This is a genomic window from Terrabacter carboxydivorans (assembly GCF_039532035.1).
Taxonomy (GTDB): domain Bacteria; phylum Actinomycetota; class Actinomycetes; order Actinomycetales; family Dermatophilaceae; genus Terrabacter; species Terrabacter carboxydivorans.
The window spans coordinates 14,700-36,092 of record NZ_BAAARE010000031.1 but is presented as its reverse complement, the minus strand read 5'-3'; the positions used below and the strand labels follow the sequence as shown (position 1 = coordinate 36,092).

The window sequence follows — 21,393 nt, the reverse complement described above, 5'->3', positions numbered from 1 at the left end:
CAGCCGGGCACTACCGTGGGACACGAGAACCTCCGGGTTGGAGTGGGCCTTAGACAAGCCACATCCCATTCGGAGGTTCTCGTTCGTTCAACCAGGCACGCCGCTACCAACGTGGTGGCCGGGTACAGCTAGGGCGTTCGCCAACGAGGTCCGCGAGGACGTGATCCGGGTCTTCAAGCAGTCGAATGCCTCCATGGCCCTGCTCGCGCAGGACTTCGGCATGTCGCCGTCGGGCCTGCAACGGCTGCGTCGCCCGTCCGGTCAAAGCTGCCTAGTTGACCGCGGCCTGCCGGGCGAACGCGTTGATCGACGCCCACCGCGACGACTCGAAGTTCGGGTGCCGGTTCCTGGTCGAGGGCCCGCGTGGCCGGGGAGGCGATGGCCGAACGGACCGCGTGGGCGCTCTGCTGGAACTGGGCTGGTGGTCCGCCTTCGGCAAGAAGCGCGGCCGCAACGGCAAGACGCCCGGCCCGCCGGTCCACGACGACCTGGTCGGGCGGGACTTCACCTTGGCAGCGCCGAATCGCTTGTGGCTCAGTAACATCACCGAACACTGGAGCGGCGAGGGCAAGCTATATCGGTGCCCTCGATCAGCGCGCTCAAGGGCGTGCACTCCAACCGGATCGTCGGCTACAGCATCGACTCACGGGTGAAGTCCTCGCTCGCGGTCGCGGCGATGGGCAACGCCGTCTCTCGCCGGCACGCTGACGGCGCCGACGTGGCCGGGTGCGTCCTGCACACCGATAGGGGGTCGCAGTTCCGGTCCAGGAGGCTGGTCCCAGCCCCACCGCCACGGCATGGTCGGCTCGATGGGGCACGTCGGCGCGGCCGGGGACCGTGCGGCTATGGAGTCGTTCTTCGCGCTGCTGCAGACGAACGCCTTGAACTTTCGCAGGTAGCGACCCGCGACGAGTTGCGGATTGCGATCGTCACCTGGGTCGAACGGACCTACGACGGCCGTCGGAGACAGCCCCGCCTCGGCCGGTTGACCCCGGTCGAATACGGGTTGATCATGATGACAACCGCCACTCAGGTGGTCCAACCGTAACTGTCACCCGTGCGTGCAGCAGCCCCGTCTACGCGGTCGAGTCCTTAGCCTGGTCGTAGGCGGCCTTTGCGCGGCCCACGGCTTGCGCCAGGTCGTCGAGCTCCATCTCTAGGCCGGGCGGTGAGGGGCAGCCGCGCCCTCGTGTGTCGTAGAACCTGCGTGCTAGTGCACGGTCGTACTGGTCCTGTAGTTCGAGCCACTCGCGCAGGAGGCGCAGACGGGGTGACTCCACCTCGAGGGATTGTCCGCGCTCTGCTCCCATACGGGCGAACCTACCCACTCAGACCGGGACGAACCTGAGCCCCCGGCCGAGGGAGCGGTCCAAGAACCGTGTCATGATCCGTGTCTTCGATCGTCTACAAGATGACGATGGTTTGACCCCCAAGTTCACTGTCGTCGTGGGGCCTCGGGTGCTCGTGGAGGGGGCCCGGGGTCCCACCCCTTTTCAGGTGAGGACGCAGAAAGCCCCGCGCGCGTTCAGGCGCGCGGGGCTCTTCTGCTGCAGCGGGGTCTGGCGGGGCGGCAGCCCCTCGGGGGAATGACCACCGCCCCGCTTGCGGGTCCAACGACCGCAAAGGTCTTGTGGTTACGCGTGGACAGGCTGTGGACCGAGGTCGCGGCAGTTCTGCCTGCCGTGACCCCGAGTCGTGGGGGTGTGAGTCGGGGCCACGGCTGCTGGCAGCTGATGTGAGTTGCTCGGGCTGCCAGTGTCAGCACCGCTTCTGGGCGCCGACATTGCTTCGCTGCCCGAGTAGGGGGATAGCAGCGAAATGCCGACCTCACGCAGGGTGGGAGTGCGCTCGTTCGGCGGGTCCAAACCTATGCCGGTGTTTGCCCGCCGCGCAGCGGAACGGGCAAATGCCGCCCGGCTACACCGAAGGTGCTTAAAGCCCCCGCGCCTGGCCGTCATGGTGCAGCGCAGGCTCCGTCGGAACCCTGTGAATTCTCCAATACGGGAGCCGCGAGGCATCAGACGGTGCACTCTGATCCGAGGGAGATGTGGGGAGGCTCATCGCAGGGTCCGGCGGTGAGCGGTGGCGGCGCCCCGGGGGGTGATTGCAGGGGCGCCGCCAGCATCACCCGAGGGTGACGCGCCGCCATGCCACGGTGGGGGCCGGGATGGATGGCACCATTCAGCCTACGCCGGTAACCCCGGGGGTGCCGTGGTCAAAGCCTTGGGCTGCTCGCGGGGAGTCTGGGCTCCATATGACAGGTGGCACGACGAAGAGTGCCCCACCGTGAGGTGAGGGGGCTCTGCGCTGACCCTGTGATGGGCGTGGGGCGCCGGGCAAGCGGTGCTACGATCTGTCGCGTGGGCGACGCTACGTCACGCCACCGGTAGTGGCAGACAGGGGTCGCAGCGCCGGTCCATCCGGGTGCCACAGCCGGCGCGCACGATCGAGCCTGTTGTTCGGCCCATGACGGCTCGGTCGATCGCGCGCTACGTCTTCCAGCAGCGGTTCAGGACGACCTTGCCGCCTTTGCCGATGACTCCAAGGACCCGGTGTCCGGAGGTCGATGCGAACGGGCGTTCCTGGGGGAGTCCGGTGGCGGTGGGTCGGCACCTCAGTCTCCGACGAGGAGCGGTCGTGAGATGTTCTCGGCGGCGGGGGAAGCGGTGGGCCGGGCCGGCAGCAGGAGCGCCACGGCCACGGCGCCGAGAAGACACACGCTGGCGGCGGTGAGGCACCCGACGTGCAGTCCGTCGAGGAACCCGCTGATCGCGGCATCGCGGATCGCGGCCGAGGCCGGCCCCGGTGCGGCGTGTGCCACCGCGAGCCCCTGGGCGACGCCCTCGCGGGTGATGGCGCGGGTGTCCGGTGATAGCTGGGCGGCGATCGGTGACCCGTCCATGGCGCGCAAGTACAGCGTCGTATAGATGCTGCCGAGCACCGCGACCCCGAGAGTACCCCCGACTTGGCGGGTGGCGTCGTTGAGCGCCGATCCGGCGCCGGCCTGCTGGGGCCGCACCGCGCCCATGATCGACTCGGTGGCCGGAGCGGTGGTCAGCCCCAGGCCGGTGCCGAGCAGCACCATCTGTGCGGCGACCTCGCCGTAGTGGATGTCGGCGCCGATGGTCGCGGCCCACGCGAACGCGCCGCTGAGCATCACCAGCCCGAGCGTCACGACGGCCTTGGTGCCGAGAGCGGCGACGACGAGCCTGGTGCCGACGATGGAGCCGAGGGCGATGGAGACGGCGACGGGTAGGACGCGGACCCCGGTCGTAAGGGGCGTCTGGCCCTGTACGAGCTGGAAGAAGAGGGTGATCAGGAAGATGAACCCGAAGAGGCCGAAGAATGCAACGGTGACGGCGCCGCTCGCGGCGCTGAACCGCGGGTTCATGAAGAGCGAGACGTCGATGAGAGGCTCGGGGTGGCGCAGTTCTGCGCTCACGAAGAGTGTGCCGAGGACGGCGCTGGCGGCGAAGCCGCCGAGGGTCACCGGGGCGGTCCAGCCCCGGGTCGGTGCCTCGATGATGGTGTAGACCAGCGTGCCGAGGAACAGGATCGACAGGACGAGTCCGGCGATGTCGAGACGGGGCCGGTGCTCGGCCCGCGAGTCCGGGACGAGGTACCAGGCGAGGACCGCCGAGGCGACGGCTGCCGGCACGAGCGCGACGAAGACGCTGCTCCAGCTGTAGTGCTCGAGCAGGTAGCCGCCGAGCACGGGGCCGACGGCGACGCCAAGCCCGCCGACGGCACCCCAGGCTCCGATGACGGCGGCCCGCGCCCGCCGGTCGCGGTAGGTGTCGGTCAGGATGGCCAGCGTCGTCGGGTAGACGAGGGCCGATGCGGCCCCCATGAGGACGCGCCACGCGATGAGCGCGCCGGCCCCCGCGGATAGCGCGGCCGCCACATTCGTGGCCGCGAAGAGAGCGAGCCCGACGACGAGCACCGGGCGTCGGCCGTAGCGGTCGCCGATGCCGCCACCGGCGAGTACGAGCGCGGCGAACGCGAGGTTGTAGGCGTCGACGATCCACTGCAGGTGTGTGGTGGTGGCGTCGAGGGCGGTGTTGAGCGTCGGCAGGGCGACGTTGACGACCGTGGTCTCGACGGTGATGGCGAGCACGGCGAGTAGGACGACCGGGAGTACGGCACGGGAGGGTGTTCGTACATCCGTTGGTGAGAGTCGCATGGCGGTTCCTATTTCCAGTTAGCGGTGTAAACAAAGCTAGGCTGACACCACTTGTTAGCACTGTCAACACCTGTGGCACCGTGAAGGAGAGACAACGTGGGAGCGCGCGCGACCGGTGATCTGAAGGCGACCCTGCTTGAGCACGGGATCGCGCTTGCCCGGGAAGGCGGTCCGGATGCGGTCTCGCTGCGCGACGTCCAGCGCCGGGCCGGTGTCAGCAATACCGCCGCCTATCGGCACTACGCCGACCGTGACGCCCTGCTTGTCGCCATCTCTGCCTATGCGTCGGCGCAGATGGCAGCAACGATGGAGCGTCTCCTGGCTGATGCCGACGCAACCGAGCTCGGCCGGACCCAGGCCGCGCGCCGTCGCCGAGCTCGCGCCCGGTTCCGCGCCACCGGCGCCGCCTACCTCGATTTCGCTCGGACCGAGCCGGGTCTGTTCACCGTGGCGATGCACCCCGGTGTCCAGCTTGACAAGCTGCACCCACCGGTCGACGCCCGAGGGGCCGGAGGCCTCGGCCCGTACCAGTTGCTGGTTGCGTGCGTCGATGAGCTCGTGGAGGCGGGCGTGCTGTCACCCGAGCGACGGCCGTTCACCGACGTGGCCGCTTGGTCGGCCGTACACGGGCTGGCCGTCCTCATCCTCGACGGTCCGCTCGGCGCGCTCGGTGAGGTCGATCGGAGGGCAGCAACAGATCGTCTGCTCGACCTCATCGACGGCGGACTCGACTGAGATACCCCTCGCAGCGCTGATCGGTGATGATCGGACGCCGCGGCGCTCAGGCATCCGCCTGCCGATCCACGGAGCCCACCGCCCACCGATCGGCTTCGGTGTCAGCCTCGGGCGATTAACGAACCGCCGCACGGTCCGCAGACCGTCACGTCCAAGGACGAGAGGGCCAGCCTGGTCGCGATCCTCGATCTCCGAGGCCTTCGTGACAGCCCGATGAGCACACGGGCGGCCTAGGCCCACCTGGGGATGGATGCCGAGGTGCACCACGCGGTCCGGATCATTGCGCGCACCGCAGCCCCGGCAGTCACCCGGCGGCCGGTCAGTGAGCGCTTCCGTGGCGAGCATGGCGTCCATGGTCAGCCTCCGCGGCCCTTGCCGCCCGCTCCTTTAGGGCCTTGCGAAGGGGCCCGAGATTGCGGGGTTACGTAGCAGGCCGAATCCCGACTCATTTCTGGTCGGCGAGGTCAGTTGGTTCCGCGCCTTCCAAGCGGCTCTTAGACGGCGTTGTCCACGATGGGAGTCTGCTCCAGGACGTAGTAGGTGGTGAGGGCGGCGTAGAGCAGCAGCATCGTTGGGGCGCTGAAGACTCCGACGAGGGTCACTACTGGGTAGAGCAGTGTGCCGAGACCGAAGCGCAGGACTGCGCGGTTCGCCTGCTGTCGCGTCACCGGTCTTTTCGTGAGCCCCGCTCGAGTCATGTGCCACAGCATGAGGGTGAACGACACGGCCATGCCCTCAGTGCTGACGCCGTAGAGAAGTACGGCAACGGTCGTGCTCGAGCCATGGGACGGGTAGAGGTACTCGGCCAGCGTGGAGGTCGTGAACGGAATGGTCGAGACGAAGAACAGGAGCAGGAGGTTGAAGAACAGAAGGCGGCGATCCACGCGCGCGATGAGCCCCACCAATCCGTGGTGGTTGATCCATACGACGCCGATGACGAAGAAGCTGACGGCATATGCCGCGAAGGAAGGCCATCCCCGCTGCAGCTGAGTCGCCAAAGACTCCGGCTCGGCGGCCGATACGTGCAGGTCCAGGACGAGAAGGGTGATCGCCACCGCGAGGACTCCGTCGCTGAACGCCTCCATGCGTCCACGATCCACAGTCCCATGATGTCAGCAGCGACGTAGCCGGCGCCGGTAACGGACGAACCCGACGCCGGTGCGAGAGGCATTGGCTTCTTGCCCTGACCGGTCCTCACAGGAGCCGGCCGACCCTCGACCGTGACCTGCGGGCCCGTTGCCGGACGTGTCCTCCGACCGCTCCACGATGCGAGAGGGTGGGGTATGGTCACGCGCACGTTCAGAGCTGTCATGGAGAACGGCGACACCTATGACGATCCCTCGGAGGATGTCCTGCTCTTGCTCCTCGAGGACCTCGCAGCAGGCGACGGCTCCTGGGTCATCGTCGAGAAGGTCGTGGACCCTTCCGGCCAGACGTATGCACAGGCCCTCAGGCTCCCTGATGGGTCGTTCCAGGTGGAGCGACGACGCGGGAGCGCGGACACCCACGAGACAGCACCCGCGCAGCCCCTACGAGCAGCCCACGCCCTGCTGACGGGTGGGCATTCAGCTTGTAGACAGGTTCGGGCACCCCTGAGGGACGTCGATCTGCAACTTGCCCGTGTCGCCACGGCTCGGGGTGTGATCCTCAGGCTGTCAGCGGCCGTCACGCTCGGCAGATGGCCAGTCGGTCACGGGCGGCTCGGTCGACGAGCACCGTACGAAGTCCAGCACCCGACCTGTCATCTGCGAGGGCGCCAAGCGAACCGCTGCCTCGACCACCTCCGTAGGTACCTCCTGGAAGTGCAATCGCAGCCACGTGTGCACCTCGCTCAGCGCGCAGCTCCGCTGTCTCGTCCAACGGCGCAGCATCCTCCGGGAGCGTGGTCGTGGCAGTGCAGGACCGGTGGTCCGGCGGGACAGCTCCGGGGATGTTAGGGAGGCCTCAGTGGACCGAACGGGGCGCGCCGGCGTCTTGTGCGGGTGACGCGGTCATGACAGGGGGTGCGGGGTGGCGTCGAGGAGCAGCTGCTTTCGCACCTGCCGGGCTACATGTACCGACAGGAAGTCCGTGTCGCGCGCGCCCAGCACCAGCTGGCCCCATGTGGACTCGACGGCAAGACGGATCTCGTCGTTGGCGAGGACGCCGTCGTAGATTCGGCAAAGCGTCTCGACCACGTGGTTCTGATCGAGGGCGTGCGCCTGCGTTTGTGCCAGCTCCGTCATCGCGACCCCTCCCCAGGTGGTCGGAGCCGGCCGTGTCTGGGTGGGGGCGCAGACCCGGCCGACACCGGTCTGCAATCACCGTGTCCGGCGATCGCAGGGTCATCGTGACCGACACGCACCAACGCTGGGTGAACCCAGTGGCACCACACCGCAAACGGCGCGGGACGCATACAAGGCGAGTCTCGCCGAGGCATGGACGTGCCCGCCGAGACAGGGGAGCATCGGCGGGCACACGAGATCCACGTTGCTCTTGCAGGTTGGGCAGACTCTGTGCCTCGTCTGAGAAGCACGTCCACGGTCCGTCACCAGCGCCACGCTCGAGACGACGGAATGACCCCCGAGTTGCCGTTGTCGCGGGATCTCGGGCTGCCCGTTGGAGGGGGCCGAGGCCCATCCGTCGATGCCATGGCAGGGCGGGAAGCCATGCGGCGGGAGTGGGGACTTGAGACGGCGAATGTCACGCCTGGTGGATTGCGATGAGCGCGGGACGGCGGCCGCTCGGGGGATCGACCACCGCCCCGCTACCCGACTTATCCACTCCGAGCATCGCCCCGTTACAGGCGACACGGAGCGCGGCCTGTTGCGGCCGCGCGTGACCCGGCCGAAAGTGGCGCCCGAACCGCATCCCCTGGTTGGGCTGCCCGAAACACCCGAGGCCCCGCGGCCGGCCGCCTCCTGCGCCTGGCGTCCGGTGCAGCTCGGCGACGACCGGGGCGAGTGCCTCGCTGGCACGCCGAACACGAAGTACGAGTAGCCCACGACGCTTCAAGGCAGCCAGTGAATCGGTCTGCGGCAGGATGAAGTTCACCGTATCCGCGAGATTCTGCATGGTCACCAAGGCCAGGTCTGACGCCGAACGTGATCGGGCGACTGAGGGATAGTCGGGGCAGATGTACTTGGACTGCGAGATCGTCGACATCCACCGAGGGTGCAGTCGTCGATGGTGACCGTCGCCTTGGCCGTGGAGGCGCCGGCGCACCAGCGGTCGGTGTGGAGGCGAGGCGGGTCGGCGGACTGCCAGAGGGGGTCGGCAGGTGCCGGAGCCCCTTGTGAGGCCCCGGCGCCCACTCGGTCAGCTGACGTTGGCCGTTGCGTCGTCGATGACGAAGGAGGTCTGCTGCGTGCTGTCCTCCGTGCCCGTGAACTTCAGTGTGATGGCTTGTCCGGCGTAGGCCGCGAGGTTGAACGAGTGCAGGCTGTAGCCGCTGTTCGCGTTCAGGTTGGAGTAGGTGTAGAGGTTCGCCAGCACCGTCCCGGAGCTGGACAGCACCTGGAGCTTGAGCGTGTCGTACTTCGTGGTGGTAGTGGTCTCGGCGGTGTCGACGTGCATGTAGAAGTTGAGCTTGTAGGACGAGCACCCGGTCGGCAGCGTCACGGTCTGCGACAGCGTGTCCGTGTGCGTCGACCCGTAGCCGTCGAGCCACGCCTTCCAGCTCCCGGTCCGAGCGGGCTCGGTCGTGCTGCTGCTGACGACACCGGTCGAGGCCGACCACGGGGCCGCCGTGCCTGTTTCGAAGCCGGTGTTGCCGAGCAGCTGCTGAGCGGGGCAGCCGTTGGGCGTGGCGCTCGTCTCGCTGCTCTGGTTGCCCTCGCCGATCGAGTTCACCGCGCTGACCTTGTAGTAGTAGGCCTGACCGTTGGTCAGCCCGGTGTCGGTGCAGGTGGGGGCGGTCCCGACTCCGGAACAGCCCCCGCTCGTGACGAGGGTCTCCGTGCCGCTGGAGGTGCCGCGGTAGACCCGGTAGGAGGTGATGTTGACGCCGCCGTTGCTGGCTGGTGCGGTCCAGCTGAGCGAGACCTGGCCGTTGCCCGGCGACGCCGTCAGACCCGTCGGCGCACCCGGCGCAGCGCCGGCGATCGGCGAGGCCGTGACGGTCACGCTGGAGGAGGCGGTCTTGGCGGGCGAGGAGGCGTCGGTCACGGTCAGGGTGGCGGTGTAGGTGCCGGCGGCGGCATACGAGTGGCTGGGGTTCTGCGCGGTGCTGGTGGCCGACCCGTCACCGTAGTTCCAGCTGTACGCGTAGGGCGGGGTGCCTCCGGTGGCGGACCCGGTGAACGCCACGTTGAGCGGTACCTGGCCCGAGGTCGGTGTCGCGGACGCACTCGCGGCCAGCGGGCTGCCGACGGCGCTCACCGTGATGGTCACCTGTGAGGTCGACGTGCCTGCGGGAGAGGCGCTGTCGCTGGCGGTGAGCGTCGCGGTGTAGGTGCCGGCGGCGGCATACGAGTGGCTGGGGTTCTGCGCGGTGCTGGGGGCCGACCCGTCACCGAAGTTCCAGCTGTAGGAGTACGGGGCGGTGCCGCCGGTTGCGGAGCCAGTGAAGGCAACCGACAAGGGCGCGTTGCCGCTCGTCGGCGTCGCCGTCGCCTTGGCGGTCAGCGGGGAGGAGCCCTGCACCCAGAAGTCCGAGAGCGGGTCGCCGAGGGCAGACTGGTCGGACGTCGTCATCGGGAACGTCGACGTGCCGATGGCGTCGTTCGGGTCGATGACCCCCGGGTGGACGTTCTGCATCGTCCGCTCCATCGCGGCGATGACGTTGCTCGTCGTGTAGGAGACGTGCGACAGGTAGTGCTGCTTGGCGTAGGTGGGCGACGCAACGACCACGAGAGGCACCCGGTAGGTGTTGCTGACGTGGTCCGGGCCGTTGCTGCCGTTCTGGGTGTCGTCCTCGGTCACGATGATGACCGTGTTGTCCTTGTAGGACGCGTTGCCCATGATGGAGTCGACGATCTGCTTGGTTACCGCGTCGTTCTTCGGGATGTCCTGGTAGGTGCCCGGGTGGTCGTTGAACAGCTCGACGTAGGAGTATGCCGGCAGGCCCTTGGTGGTCACGTGGTTGAGGAAGTCGGTGGCGATGACCTGGTCGTCGTCGTTCTGCGCCTTGCACGTGTAGTTGTTGTAGTTGAGCTCCTGCGGGATGGTCGTGCCGGGGCGGTTGACCGGCAGGACCTCGACCTTGCCCGTGGCCGGGTTGCGCCAGTAGCCGCTGCCGGTGCTGAGCATCCAGTAGAAGTCGCCGTTCATGACGAACGTGAACGGGCTGCTGCCCGTCGCCGCCGCCGTCTGCGTCGCGCACGGGTCGGTCCCGGCGCCACCGGGCACGCTCGTCCCCCCGAGTAGCCGGTCGAACTGCGTCCCGTTGCTCGGGTAGCCCTGCTGTTGTGCGCTCGAGGACGACTGCGCCGAGAAGAGCCACCAGTGGTTGGGGCCGCTCGGTGGCTGGGTGCCCGTGCTGTACGAGTCGGACAGCGCGTACGTGCTGGCCAGGGTGTGCAGACTGGGGACCGAGCTGATGTGGTTCGTGCTCTGGACCGCGCCGTTGCAGCCGGCGTGGACCGTGGTGGCGCAGTCACCGAGGTAGTCGTCGAAGGTGTGGTTCTCGCGGTAGAGGACGACGAAGTGCGTGAAGGGCGGGAAGTAGGGCGCCAGGGGATTTACTGCCGTCGCGCTGGCGGTGGTGACCTGGGAGGGCGTGCTCGTCGCGGTGTGCCTCGCGGGGTAGTCGTGCGGCTGGGGGAACTTCGCGAACTCGACGCCTGGCGCCGCGAACTTGGCTCCGCTGCAATCGAAGTCGTCTGGTGTGTAGGTCTGGGGCCGGTGGCCCTGTGGGAGGTCTTTGGCGTCCTCGGGGTCGGTCCCGGGGTGCCAGTTCTTCTCGTTGCACGAGCCCGGTCCGGCTGTCGGACGGCCGGTACCAGCTTCTGCCTGCAGTCCGCCCGCGGCGACCGCGAGGGTGACCATCGCCGCCATCAGGCCGACGGCGCGTGTTCCCAACCTCTTCATGCCCACTCCCGTCGAAACGAGCCATGCGGTGGTGCTGCTCGACCACCACGGACGGCAGCGTCTCGGCGGGGACGTGACCTCCACAACCGACCTGTCAAACGCTGACGAGATTGATCCCGGGTGTTCACCAGTCGTTGAGAGCCGAAGCGTCAAGCTCCCAGCCAGATCCGAGGATCCTCCGGGGCAACTCCCGAGAGTCTCCCCGGCTCGGGTCGCACGACGTATGCCGTCCCACCTTTGCCCGGACATCGCACGGTCGGCCGTGCGCCAGGGAATCTGTGCCGGGAAGCCGGGGCAGTCGGCGCGCGAGGTAGATGTCGGCGGCCCGTGTCCTCTCACTGCCCTCGTCGGTTCGGGCGTAGTGACGTCAGCGTCCTCAGCTGTACCTACAGGCCTGCGAAACTAATGCCTACCCAGGCCAGTGTCACGGGTCACGTGAGTGAGGTCCTTGGCTAACTTCCGATGAACGCACGACCAACTGGCCGTCCTCGACTAGGGATTTTCCATAATGGGTCGCTAGCGTCGACGCCGTGAAAATGACGCGGCGACAACTACTCAGCAGCGCGGCGGTCGCGGGCGGCGCGGTGGCCCTTTCCGGAGGTTCGTCGGTGGCCGGCCCTGAGCCGGCCTCGGCAGCCACGCCCCTCCCTTCCCCCGGCGCCTCCGGGATCGACCACATCGTGGTCGTCATGATGGAGAACCGCTCGTTCGACCACTTCATGGGCTGGCTCCCCGGAGCGAATGGCAAGCAGGCCGGGCTGAGCTACGTCGACCGGTACGGGGTAACCCGATCGACCTACCACCTGACCCAGTACGCCAGCTGCGGTCACAACGACCCGGACCACTCCCAAGAGGGCGGCCTGATCCAGCTGAACGGTGGCAAGGCCGACGGCTGGCTGCGTGCCGGCGAGGACGACCTGCTGCCTGTCGGCTACTACCAACAGTCCGACCTCGCCTTCCTCGGGCAAGCGGCGCCGGCATGGACCATGTGCGACGGGTACTACTCCGCCGTCATGGCCGAGACCTACCCGAACCGGTTCTACATGCACGCGGCCGCCACCGACCGGATCCACAACTCGACCACCACCTCGACCCTGCCGACGATCTGGGACCGGCTGGCCGCGGCGGGACGCACCGGCCGCTACTACTTCTCCGACATCCCGTTCGTCGCGCTCTGGGGCACGAAGTACCTCCCCATCGCGAAGCCGTTCGCGACGTTCCTCTCGGACGCCGCCGCCGGGACCCTGCCGGACGTGTCGTTCATCGACCCGAGGTTCCAGGACGAGAGCTCGGGCTCCTCGAGCGACGACCACCCCCATGCCGACATCCGGGCCGGGGAGCAGTTCCTCAACGAGGTCTACCAGGCAGTCACCTCCAGCCCCAACTGGGAGCGGACCCTGCTCGTCGTCAACTTCGACGAGTGGGGCGGGTTCTACGACCACGTCGCTCCGACCACGGCCCCCGACACCGGCGGCAGCACGGCGCTGCGCGGCTTCCGGGTCCCGGCCTTGCTCGTCTCGCCGCGGGCCCGACGCGGGTTCGTCGCCCACAACACCTACGACCACACCTCGATCCTCAAGACGATCGAGTGGCGCTGGGGCCTGGCGCCACTGACGCCCCGCGACTCCAACGCGCGCAACATCGCCGAGGTGCTCGACTTCTCGTCACCCCCGAACCTCAGCGCCCCGAGGTTCGTCGTGCCACCGTTCACGGCGACGGCCTGCACGCCCGCGGCAGTGAGCGGCCCCGAACAGTCCGAGTGGTCACAGCTGAAGACCAAAGCACTCGCCGACGGATGGAGCCTCCCATGACCCTCATCGACCACTCGTCGCGGAAGCACCGTGGGCTCTTGCTTGGAGCAGTCGTCGCGGCGCTAGCCGTGTTCGGGTTGGGCATCACCACGTCCGGGGCGAGCGATGCGGCCTCGAGCGCGACGGCATACGTGCCCCCGGTCAAGCACGTGTTCGTCATCAACATCGAGAACAAGGGCTATGACAAGACCTGGGGAGCCGGCTCTGCTGCGCCCTACCTCGCGCAGACGCTCCGGTCGCAGGGCGTGCTGCTCAACACGTACTACGGCACCGCGCACAACTCGCAGCCGAACTACGTCGCCCAGATCTCCGGCCAGGGTCCGAACGACCAGATGCAGTCCGACTGCCAGGTCTACTCACAGTTCGCGGGCACCGGCACCGCTGCCCCCGGGCAGGCCGTGGGCAGCGGCTGCGTCTTCCCCACGTCGGTCCCGAACCTCACGGACCAGCTGACCGCGCAGAAGCTGACGTGGAAGGGCTACATGGAGGACATGGCCACCCCGTGCCTGCACCCGGCCCTGAACACCCCGGACCCCACGCAGAAGGCCACCGTCGGCAACCAGTACGCCGTGCGGCACAACCCCTTCATGTACTTCGCCTCCATCACCGGCTCGCCGACCTGCGGCCAGCACGTCGTCAACCTGGACGCGCTCAGCACCGACCTCGCCTCGGCCGGCACGACTCCGAACCTGAGCTACATCACCCCGAACCTGTGCCATGACGGCCATGACTCGCCGTGCGTCGACGGTCAGCCCGGAGGGCTGACCAGCGTCGATGCGTGGCTCAAGATCTGGGTGCCGAAGATCCTCAACTCCCCGGCCTACCAGAACGACGGGATGCTCGTCATCACGGCCGACGAGTCGGACGGACCCCAGAGCGACGCGACCGCCTGCTGCCACGAGGGACCCGGACCCAACGCCGCGCTGCCCGGGATCACCGGCCCCGGCGGCGGCCGCATCGGCGCGCTCGTCCTCTCCCGCTACACCAAGCCGAACACGTGGAGCACGACCAGCTACAACCACTACTCCCTCCTCGCCTCCATCGAGGACGTCTTCCGGCTGCCCTACCTCGGCTACGCCCAGACACCCGGCCTGAACCGGTTCGGGCTCGACGTCTACAACAGCGGGTGGAACCAACGCTGAGAGGCCGCCACGCGGTCACGAAGGCGTCCCGCTCGACCGATGTCGAGCGGGACGCCTTCCCTCAGCGGTCGACCATCCGCTGCATCGCCTCCGGGTAGCGGTCGCCTTGGACCTGCACCCCCTGCACCCTGGCCGAAGCCGAGTCGAGCTCCGCGAGATCGTCGGCGGTGAGCTCGAGCTGCACTGCAGCGAGGTCCTCGAGACGTTCGATTCGCCCGATGCCCGGGATGAGCTGATCCACGGCGCCAGCCCCAGGGGACCTGACTGACGAAAGCCCGAACCCGACGAGCCGGATCGCCTGGGTGCCCGACCACTCGTACGTCACGTGGGTCCCGCCTGCCGCCAGGGTTCATGGCTCGTTCACCTGCCCGCGGGCTCCTTGGTGCCGTGGCCAGTCAGAGTGGCTGGCATGTCACTGGCGCGTATCGCACACCGGCCCCCGTCGACACCCATGGCGGCGTTGGGTGCAGCCATATTCATCACGGTGAGCTGCATGACGGCCGCGTCCACGCACGCGGCACCGCTGTCGATGGGTCACACGGGGTATGCCGCGTCGGCCGGGCTGCCGCTGGGGCCTGCCGGTCTCCCCGAGACGCGAACGACCACGACCGTCGAGGCGGGCGTGACGATGACCCACATCGTGCGCGGTGCCTTCGACCCGAGCACGCCATGGGTCGTCGAGCTCAGCATTCCCTCCAGCCGCACCAGCCCCGACCCGGACGCGCCCCCACGAGTGGTCCAGGACCAGGGCAGCGCCGACGACCTCGTTCGCCGCCTGACGGCTGCGGGCTTCGGCGCCCAGAGCCAACCGGTGCGCCAGCCAGCCGTCGCCGACGTCCCTGCCAGCGTCATCGGCTACCGGGTGCGTTCGACGTCCACTTTTCCGTCCCAGGCCGACGCCACGGCATACGTCACCCGACTGAAGGCCGCAGGATTCGCCGCCCGCACCTGGTACGCCGGGTGGGACGGGGCCAGCATGTCCAAGGGCCAGTGGAGCATCAACGTACTGACCATCGACCCGCGGGAGTTCCGCGGGCACCTCGGTGCGACCTTCGGCCCGGACCTCGTGGACCGCGAGACCACCACGGCACTCGGCACGTACGCCCACGCGAAGGCTGCCGTGAACGGTGGATTCTTCGTTCTGGACCCGAAGGCCGGCGCTCCCGGTGACCCTGCAGGGGTCGGGGTCTACGGGGGCATCCTGGAGTCCGAGACGGTCGCCGGCCGACCGGCCCTCGTCCTCGACGACCGGGCCCTGCACACCCGCATCTCTCGGCCCTTGTGGCGCGGCTCCCTCAGCAGCGGGTCATCGAGAGTCGACCTGGACGGCATCAACCGGGTGCCGGGCCTGATCCGCAACTGTGGTGGGGACGCCGGCGACCAACCGACCGACCACCCTCTGCACGATGCCACGTGCACCGACGCGGACGAGCTGGTCGCCTTCACCAACGCCTACGGTCCTTCCACGCCGGCCGGAGCCGGCAGTGAGGTCGTGCTCGACGGCAACGACCGCGTTGTCCGCGTCGAGGCCCGGCGAGGCACGACGCTTCAAACCGGGCAGCGCTCTGTCCAGGCGATCGGAAACCTCACCTCGAAGCTGACGCCCCTGCGTCCTGGCCAGGTCGCTCGGCTGGACCTTGGCCTCACCGAAGCTGGCGGGGGCAACCTGGTCCGTCCGCGAACCACCGTCATCAACGGGGCACCACAGCTGCTCCGCGACGGCGCCGGGTCAAGCCCACAGCGGTGGTGTACGACGGTGATCCCTTGGGGTCGTTCGGTTAGCCGGTGATCGCGGTGGCGATCAGGTCGTTCGACACCTCCTGGGGCTCGTCGTCGATGACACCGCTGTCGAGGACGGTGCGGGCGTTCTTCAGCGCTTCGAGGCCGAGGTAGCGGCGTTGCTCGGCCCACTCGTCGTGCTGCTCGGACAGCACCGCGCCGACGAGGCGGATGATCGCCTCGCGGTTGGGGAAGATGCCCACGACGTCGGTACGGCGCCGGATCTCACGGTTGAGGCGCTCGTTCGGGTTGTTCGACCAGATCTGGCGCCAGATCTCCTTCGGGAACACGGTGAACGCGAGGATGTCGGCGCGGGCCAGCTCGAGGTGCTCGGCCACGGTGGGGAGTTTCTCGTACAACCCCTCAAGGACCCGGTCGAACTGGGCGTTCACGGCCTCGGCGTCGGGCTGGTCGTACACCGAGTGCAGCAACGCCTTGACCCACCCCCACTGCGACTTCGGGGTCACAGCCATGAGGTTTGCAGCGTAATGGGTGCGGCAGCGTTGCCAGGACGCGTCCGGCAGGGCCGCCCCGATCGCCTCGACGAGCCCGGCATGCGCATGACTCGTGACGAGTGCGACGCCGGACAAGCCCCGGGCGGTCAGGTCCCGGAAGAAGCCCAACCAGCCAGCCGCGGATTCGGTTGTCGCGGTGTGGATCCCGAGGACCTCGCGGTAGCCGTCGGCGTTAACACCGGTGGCGACCATGACCGCGACCTTGACGACGCGGCCGGCCTCGCGGACCTTCATCGTGAGCGCGTCGGCCGCGACGAACGTGTAGGGCCCGTCGTTGAGGGGCCTGGTGCGGAACGCGGCGACCTGCTCGTCGAGGTCCTTGGCCATCACCGACACCTGCGACTTGGACAGGCCGGTGATCCCGAGCGTCCTGACGAGCTTGTCCATCCGTCGGGTCGACACCCCGAGGAGGTAGCAGGTCGCCACGACCGTCGTCAGCGCGGCCTCGGCCCGGCGGTGCCGCTCAAGCAGCCAGTCCGGAAAGAAAGTCCCCTCGCGGACCTTGGGGATTGCGATGTCGATGGTGCCGGCCCTGGTGTCGAGGTCCCGGTGCCGGTAGCCGTTGCGTCGGTTGGTGCGCTCGTCGCTGCGGGCACCGTACTCGGCGCCGCACACGCTGTCGGCCTGAGCGGACAGCAGGGCGTTGATGAACGTGCCGAGCAGCTCCCGCATCAGGTCGGGACTGGCCTGGGCGAGCTGCTCGTGCAGGAAGGCGGCAGGGTCGATACTGGTGTTCGCGGTCATCGCGATGCTCCATTCGAGGGTGCTGTGAGAGGTTCACTCGAAGGATCACGCGGTGACCGCACCTGCATCCAGCAGGCACACGCCACCGGTGTCGTCGTACACCAACGCTATGGACTCAACTCGGCGCCGCGTACATCACCCAAAATGCTGACGGCATGGTCCACCCGACCGACCCGTCCTTTGCGTATGGGTGGGCACTGCAACGCAACCCACGCACCTTCGCCGGCGCTGACGCGACCGGTCGCACCGTGCTGGTCACCGTCGACGGCCGCCAGCCTGACCAGCTTGGGCTCTCCGTTCCCGAAGAAGCGCAGGTGGCGCGAGCGTTGGGCATGCGCGATGCGATCAACCTCGACGGTGGCGGGTCAACGGCCATGAGCATCGGAGGACGCCTCGTCACGCATCCCTCGGACGCTTCCGGAGAACGGCCCGTCGGGGATGCGATCGTCATCCGGTAGGCAAGCCAAAAAAGCACGACCGGGCGGGACTATGGGCGGACGGCGCGGTGCCATCGCCCTAGCCGCGTGATGAGCCAGATGCAGACCTTTCCTCCCCACCGGTTGGGCCTTGGCGCCAACCGGTTGGGGGGCTTCACGCATAGCGGTCTCCCGATACCGAGTGCGCCCAGTCTCACGAAGACGAGCCTCGCTTCGCATTCCCGGGCGCTTGTCGGGGTTTCTGACGCAGCCACGACGGCATCGAAAACGAGACCCTCGGTGACACCCCGAGGAGTCGGTCGCTCGAGCACGTCTCGGACATTGCCCTGCGCAGGCCTCGCAGCCTGCCGGCCCCTACGCCTCGATGCGCCTTCGTGCCCGTCGCTCGGCTAGGTCGTCACGAGCGGCTGGCTCGTCACGCTCGGCGAAGGCCAGGCGGTCACGAGCGGCGTGCTCGACGAGCAGTGGGACGAAGTCGCGCACTCGACCCGTCATCTGGGAGTGGGCTAGGCGTACGGCCGCCTCCACGATCTCCGGATCCAGGTCCGGGAAGCGCGCTTGGAGCCGCGTCTGCACGTCGCTGAGCGCGCGCATCTCAGACGTCTCATCCATCCGCCCAGCATCCCCCGTCGCCCGAAGAGTGACAAGGCTGGGTCCGCGCTCGCGTCCTGGCAACCTCGATCACCTGAGACACGGACTCCACAGGATCTGGGCCTCCTCCACAGGATCGGCGAGCTGGCGTGCGAGCTCTGCCTCTAACGGGTCCAGCGCGCCCGTGCTTTGCGCTGAACTTCTTCCACAAGAGGGCGAACTCGGCTTCGGCCCTGTCGGCGCGTGCCTGCTCCAGCGCATGCAAACGGCCAATGGTGAAGGTGTTCTCGCCGTCGAGGTGGGCTCGCATGCCATACTCCCGCAGTCGTTGACGGGCAACGACCGTGTCCTGATGTATGCCGAGGGCCTCCTGGAGCTCTTTGGTGGCCGCCGCCAACGTGCGGGCCCTCTTGCCCAGTACCGGCGTGGCGGACTCCGCGGCATACCGCAGGCGTTTGGCCTTCTTGCGGGCCTCGTGGAAGGCGGTGTCACGCTCGACGGGGTCAGTCGTCCGTTCGATCGCGAGTACGGCTACCACAAGGCGCTTGACGTCCCGGGCCAGCAGACCGGGCATCGTCTTCCTGGCAGGTCGCCGGGCGTGTGAGTGCAGGGGCAGCGAGGCGATCAGCTCCTCGACCACGTCGAGGAGACGGACGAAGCGGTCGCTGTCCAGGGCCTGTCTGGAAGCCTCCCGGCCGCGGCCGTACTCGGTGCTGATCTCGTGGTCGAGACGCGCGCTCACCGGTCCGACCACCAGTTCGGCGGGTTCGGAGGCGAGTACGGCGCGGAGGTGTTCGCCCAGTACGTGCGCGTCGCGGGCTGCGGCGAAGCACTCGCCGACCCAGCGGAGCTCTTCGCGAACGAGGTCGGTGACGGACGTGTCGAGCAGTGGGCGGAACGTCGTGAGCACCGAGCGCAGTCGTCGGGCCGCAATGCGTACGCGGTGGACGGCCTCAGCCTGCTCGGCGCGGACCCCGGCATCCTGCTCCAGCAAGCGTGCCAGATGCTCTGCCAGCTGCGCGCTCAGCAGCTGCTCGACTGTGGGCTTGGCGTGCCCCTTTCGCGTACCGGGGGACGACACGGCTGGAGGAGGCTCCCCGATGACGCGGGCGAGCTTCGAGCTGGCTGACGCCGGGGCGGCTCCGGCTGCCAGCAGCCGCTCTCCGACGGCGTCGAGTAGGGCGTGTGGACCGTCGACGAGCTCGATCTCCCATTCACGCCAGGCCAGCTCATCGCCCGTGCTGCCGGTGACGTCGTCGTGGCGTCGTGCCCGGACACTGTCGTCCGAGACGAGGGCGAGCACGGAACCTTCTGAGTCGAGGAGGGGGTAGTCCCGACGGCGAGTGCTCACGGTGGCAACCGGCTCGAGGGGCCGGCCCCGGGTGATGGCGTGCACCCGTGTCCGGAAGTTCTCGGGCACCTCATGACTTCGTCCCAGTGGTTCGCGGAGCTCGGTTCGGGTGTCCGGGCCTGCCGGGAGCTTCAGGTGCCAGCCGGCGTCGCTCCCGCCTGAGCGGCGCCGCAGGGTCACCCCGCTGCGGGCGAGGTCGAGCCCTGAGGTGTCGAAGTACACCGCCTCGAGCTGGGACGTCCGAGGTCTGCCGATGGAGTGGAGACCGCCTGTCTCGGCGAGGTTCGGGAACACCGTGGATGCGTCGACGTCGTACTTGCGCTCGATCTCGTCGTGGTGTGAACGGCCCATGTGCTGATCCTTGCGCACATCAGGGCTCTCCTCAGGGGTCGCGCCCAAGACGAGGTGGCTCCTGCCGGCGCGGGATCAGGAGCGAGTGCGCGTTGCACAGTCCGGGCGCAGCTTCCCGCGGACGGTGGCGTGCGCCCATGCACCCAGGAAGTCCGCACCGCGGGCTCCAGCGCCAGGTCCGCCCAAGTGTCCTCTGGCGCTGCGTCCGGGGGAGCTCCGTCACGAGCGACCGCCTTCCCCGGTGATCGGCGCCGACACGCGCCAACGCTGGGTGAACCCAGGGCACCACACGGGAGACGCCACGGGGCGCAGCCGAGGATGGAGGAAACACATCTGAAGTGGACTGTCACGCCGGCGGTATCTCGCTGAAATCGGAACGGCGCCCTTTCGGAGAGCGCGCACCGTTCCTGGTCCGTCCCATCGACGCTGACCTTGCCTCCGTACTTACGACTGGCCGGTTGGTCTTGTAGGCCCGCCGGCCCGGTTGGATCGATCGCGGCGCCCCAGGCATCGGAAAAGCTGGGTGACAGCGTCCGGACGGTGAATTCCGTTGCACCGCAGGCTCGTGGGACAAGTGAACTCCTCATGTCCAGCCGCCACCGACTGTTCATCCGTCCTCCACGTCAAGCGGCTGACGGCGCCCGTGGGACGGTCCCACACTAAGCACGTCTGCATCTGGCGCCTTTCGAGGCCGCACCCAACGAGGCTCCGTGACGACGTATCTTCCCGCCCCCACACCCGAGGGCGTCGAGGCCATTCCGCGCGTGCTCGGCACGTCCGCCACCGGCGGGGATCGCGCCTTCCGGCTCTCCGCGACGGCGATCGGTGGCTCGGTCCTGGCGATCACGGGCGGCATCGGGCTCTTCCTCGCCTACCAGTCCGTGCCGACTCTCCAGCGCTACGGCTTCTCGTTCTTCACGGAGTCGCAGTGGCAGCCAGAGGCTGATGTCATCGGCATAGCCGGGGTGCTCGTCGGCACGGTCTCGATCGCGGCGGTGGCGCTCTTCTTCGCCTTCCCCCTGGCGCTGTCGACGGCTCTCTACATCAGTGAGTACGCACCGCCTCGCGCCAAGAGCGCGCTGGTCTCGCTCGTCGACCTCATGGCTGCTGTGCCGTCCATCGTCTACGGGCTCTGGGGCTTCTTCCTCATCCAGCCGTATGCCGCGGGGATCGCTCGTTTCCTGCACGTGCATTTCGGGTGGGTGCCGTTCTTCGCGGTCGACACCGACCCCCAAGGTGTTCCCGTCGACGCGACGCGGTACACCGCATCGTCATTCATCGCGGGCATCGCCGTCGCGATGATGGTCACCCCGATGATCTGCGCGGTGACGCGCCAGGTGTTCTCGCAGACCCCGCCGGGGGAGCGGGAGGCGGCCCTGGCCCTCGGGTCGACTCGCTGGGGCATGATCCGCACGGTGGTGCTGCCGTTCGGTCGCGGCGGCATCATCGGGGGCACGATGCTCGGCCTCGGCCGTGCCCTCGGAGAGACCATCGCCGTCCTGCTCATCATCTCGCCGGCCTTCGAGATCAAGCCACGCCTGCTCGAGATCGGTGGCAACAGCATCTCCTCGCTCATCGCTGGTCGGTTCGGTGACGCTTCACCGGCCCAGCTGTCGGCCCTGCTGACGGCCGGACTGGTCCTGTTCGTCATGACCCTCGGCATCAACACCCTGGCCGCACTCATCGTCAGCCGCAGCCGTTCAGGAGCCGACGCAGATGCCTGAGCTGTCGACCGTCGACGAGAC

15 protein-coding genes and 1 pseudogene are annotated in these 21,393 nt (G+C 68.3%); 7 read left to right on the top strand and 9 right to left on the bottom strand.

Annotated features, from left to right (window positions below):
• Positions 1-296: 296 nt before the first annotated feature.
• A pseudogene (locus tag ABD297_RS21925) lies at positions 297-1,048 on the top strand (transposase family protein); the annotation flags it as partial.
• Positions 1,049-2,614: 1,566 nt separating this feature from the next.
• Here the strand turns inward: ABD297_RS21925 and ABD297_RS21920 are convergent.
• Positions 2,615-4,183 (bottom strand): MFS transporter, encoded by a 1,569-nt coding sequence (locus ABD297_RS21920; RefSeq protein WP_344257259.1) that lies wholly within the window; start codon positions 4,181-4,183, stop codon positions 2,615-2,617.
• A gap of 96 nt (positions 4,184-4,279) precedes the next feature.
• Between ABD297_RS21920 and ABD297_RS21915 the strand changes: the two genes are divergently transcribed.
• Positions 4,280-4,918, top strand: a complete 639-nt coding sequence (locus ABD297_RS21915; protein ID WP_344257258.1) for a TetR/AcrR family transcriptional regulator — start codon at positions 4,280-4,282, stop codon at positions 4,916-4,918.
• A 494-nt stretch (positions 4,919-5,412) separates the two neighbouring features.
• Here ABD297_RS21915 and ABD297_RS21910 read toward each other — a convergent pair whose 3' ends face one another.
• The 4 genes from ABD297_RS21910 to ABD297_RS21895 form a co-directional block, all read right to left on the bottom strand.
• Positions 5,413-6,003 (bottom strand): TMEM175 family protein, encoded by a 591-nt coding sequence (locus ABD297_RS21910; protein WP_344257257.1) that lies wholly within the window; start codon positions 6,001-6,003, stop codon positions 5,413-5,415.
• Between the two features lie 906 nt (positions 6,004-6,909).
• Positions 6,910-7,143, bottom strand: a complete 234-nt coding sequence (locus ABD297_RS21905) for a three-helix bundle dimerization domain-containing protein (protein WP_344257256.1) — start codon at positions 7,141-7,143, stop codon at positions 6,910-6,912.
• A gap of 457 nt (positions 7,144-7,600) precedes the next feature.
• On the bottom strand, positions 7,601-8,062 hold the full coding sequence (locus ABD297_RS21900; RefSeq protein WP_344257255.1) for a hypothetical protein: 462 nt from the start codon (positions 8,060-8,062) through the stop codon (positions 7,601-7,603).
• Between the two features lie 153 nt (positions 8,063-8,215).
• Complete coding sequence (locus ABD297_RS21895) at positions 8,216-10,927, bottom strand: PKD domain-containing protein (RefSeq protein WP_344257254.1); 2,712 nt, start codon at positions 10,925-10,927, stop codon at positions 8,216-8,218.
• A gap of 608 nt (positions 10,928-11,535) precedes the next feature.
• Here ABD297_RS21895 and ABD297_RS21890 point away from each other — a divergent pair.
• Together ABD297_RS21890 and ABD297_RS21885 are read left to right on the top strand one after the other, a co-directional pair.
• Positions 11,536-12,738 carry an alkaline phosphatase family protein gene (locus tag ABD297_RS21890; protein ID WP_344257253.1) on the top strand — a complete coding sequence of 401 codons (1,203 nt, stop codon included), beginning with the start codon at positions 11,536-11,538 and terminating at the stop codon, positions 12,736-12,738.
• Complete coding sequence (locus tag ABD297_RS21885) at positions 12,735-13,880, top strand: alkaline phosphatase family protein (protein ID WP_344257252.1); 1,146 nt, start codon at positions 12,735-12,737, stop codon at positions 13,878-13,880. The genes ABD297_RS21890 and ABD297_RS21885 overlap by 4 nt, the downstream gene beginning before the upstream one ends.
• A gap of 61 nt (positions 13,881-13,941) precedes the next feature.
• On the opposite strand, the gene ABD297_RS21880 is transcribed toward ABD297_RS21885, so the two are convergent.
• Positions 13,942-14,205 carry a hypothetical protein gene (locus tag ABD297_RS21880; protein WP_344257251.1) on the bottom strand — a complete coding sequence of 88 codons (264 nt, stop codon included), beginning with the start codon at positions 14,203-14,205 and terminating at the stop codon, positions 13,942-13,944.
• Positions 14,206-14,373: 168 nt separating this feature from the next.
• Between ABD297_RS21880 and ABD297_RS21875 the strand changes: the two genes are divergently transcribed.
• Positions 14,374-15,669, top strand: a complete 1,296-nt coding sequence (locus ABD297_RS21875) for a sporulation domain-containing protein (protein ID WP_344257250.1) — start codon at positions 14,374-14,376, stop codon at positions 15,667-15,669.
• Here the strand turns inward: ABD297_RS21875 and ABD297_RS21870 are convergent.
• Positions 15,659-16,918 (bottom strand): IS256 family transposase, encoded by a 1,260-nt coding sequence (locus ABD297_RS21870; RefSeq protein ID WP_344257249.1) that lies wholly within the window; start codon positions 16,916-16,918, stop codon positions 15,659-15,661. The genes ABD297_RS21875 and ABD297_RS21870 overlap by 11 nt on opposite strands.
• A 155-nt stretch (positions 16,919-17,073) precedes the next feature.
• On the opposite strand from ABD297_RS21870, the gene ABD297_RS21865 reads away from it, so the two are divergent.
• The gene (locus ABD297_RS21865) at positions 17,074-17,376 is read left to right on the top strand and encodes a phosphodiester glycosidase family protein (RefSeq protein ID WP_344257248.1); all 303 of its coding nucleotides are present in this window, start codon (positions 17,074-17,076) and stop codon (positions 17,374-17,376) included.
• Positions 17,377-17,709: 333 nt separating this feature from the next.
• Here the strand turns inward: ABD297_RS21865 and ABD297_RS21860 are convergent, their stop codons facing one another.
• Both ABD297_RS21860 and ABD297_RS21855 read right to left on the bottom strand, forming a co-directional pair.
• Positions 17,710-17,967: a three-helix bundle dimerization domain-containing protein gene (locus ABD297_RS21860; RefSeq protein WP_344257247.1), complete on the bottom strand. Its 258-nt coding sequence runs from the start codon at positions 17,965-17,967 to the stop codon at positions 17,710-17,712.
• Complete coding sequence (locus ABD297_RS21855; protein ID WP_344257246.1) at positions 17,960-19,648, bottom strand: CYTH and CHAD domain-containing protein; 1,689 nt, start codon at positions 19,646-19,648, stop codon at positions 17,960-17,962. The genes ABD297_RS21860 and ABD297_RS21855 overlap by 8 nt, the downstream gene beginning before the upstream one ends.
• A gap of 710 nt (positions 19,649-20,358) precedes the next feature.
• Between ABD297_RS21855 and pstC the strand changes: the two genes are divergently transcribed.
• Positions 20,359-21,372, top strand: a complete 1,014-nt coding sequence (gene pstC / locus ABD297_RS21850) for a phosphate ABC transporter permease subunit PstC (RefSeq protein ID WP_344257245.1) — start codon at positions 20,359-20,361, stop codon at positions 21,370-21,372.
• Positions 21,373-21,393 lie beyond the last annotated feature (21 nt).

Excerpts from the sequence above, each read along its gene's own strand:
- ABD297_RS21920 (WP_344257259.1), bottom strand. The coding sequence starts at position 4,183 with ATGCGACTCTCACCAACGGATGTACGAACACCCTCCCGTGCCGTACTC.
- ABD297_RS21910 (WP_344257257.1), bottom strand. The coding sequence starts at position 6,003 with ATGGAGGCGTTCAGCGACGGAGTCCTCGCGGTGGCGATCACCCTTCTC.
- ABD297_RS21905 (WP_344257256.1), bottom strand. The coding sequence starts at position 7,143 with ATGACGGAGCTGGCACAAACGCAGGCGCACGCCCTCGATCAGAACCAC.
- ABD297_RS21900 (WP_344257255.1), bottom strand. The coding sequence starts at position 8,062 with ATGTCGACGATCTCGCAGTCCAAGTACATCTGCCCCGACTATCCCTCA.
- ABD297_RS21895 (WP_344257254.1), bottom strand. The coding sequence starts at position 10,927 with ATGAAGAGGTTGGGAACACGCGCCGTCGGCCTGATGGCGGCGATGGTC.
- ABD297_RS21885 (WP_344257252.1), top strand. The coding sequence starts at position 12,735 with ATGACCCTCATCGACCACTCGTCGCGGAAGCACCGTGGGCTCTTGCTT.
- ABD297_RS21875 (WP_344257250.1), top strand. The coding sequence starts at position 14,374 with ATGACGGCCGCGTCCACGCACGCGGCACCGCTGTCGATGGGTCACACG.
- ABD297_RS21870 (WP_344257249.1), bottom strand. The coding sequence starts at position 16,918 with ATGACCGCGAACACCAGTATCGACCCTGCCGCCTTCCTGCACGAGCAG.
- ABD297_RS21865 (WP_344257248.1), top strand. The coding sequence starts at position 17,074 with ATGGTCCACCCGACCGACCCGTCCTTTGCGTATGGGTGGGCACTGCAA.
- ABD297_RS21860 (WP_344257247.1), bottom strand. The coding sequence starts at position 17,967 with ATGGATGAGACGTCTGAGATGCGCGCGCTCAGCGACGTGCAGACGCGG.
- ABD297_RS21855 (WP_344257246.1), bottom strand. The coding sequence starts at position 19,648 with ATGGGCCGTTCACACCACGACGAGATCGAGCGCAAGTACGACGTCGAC.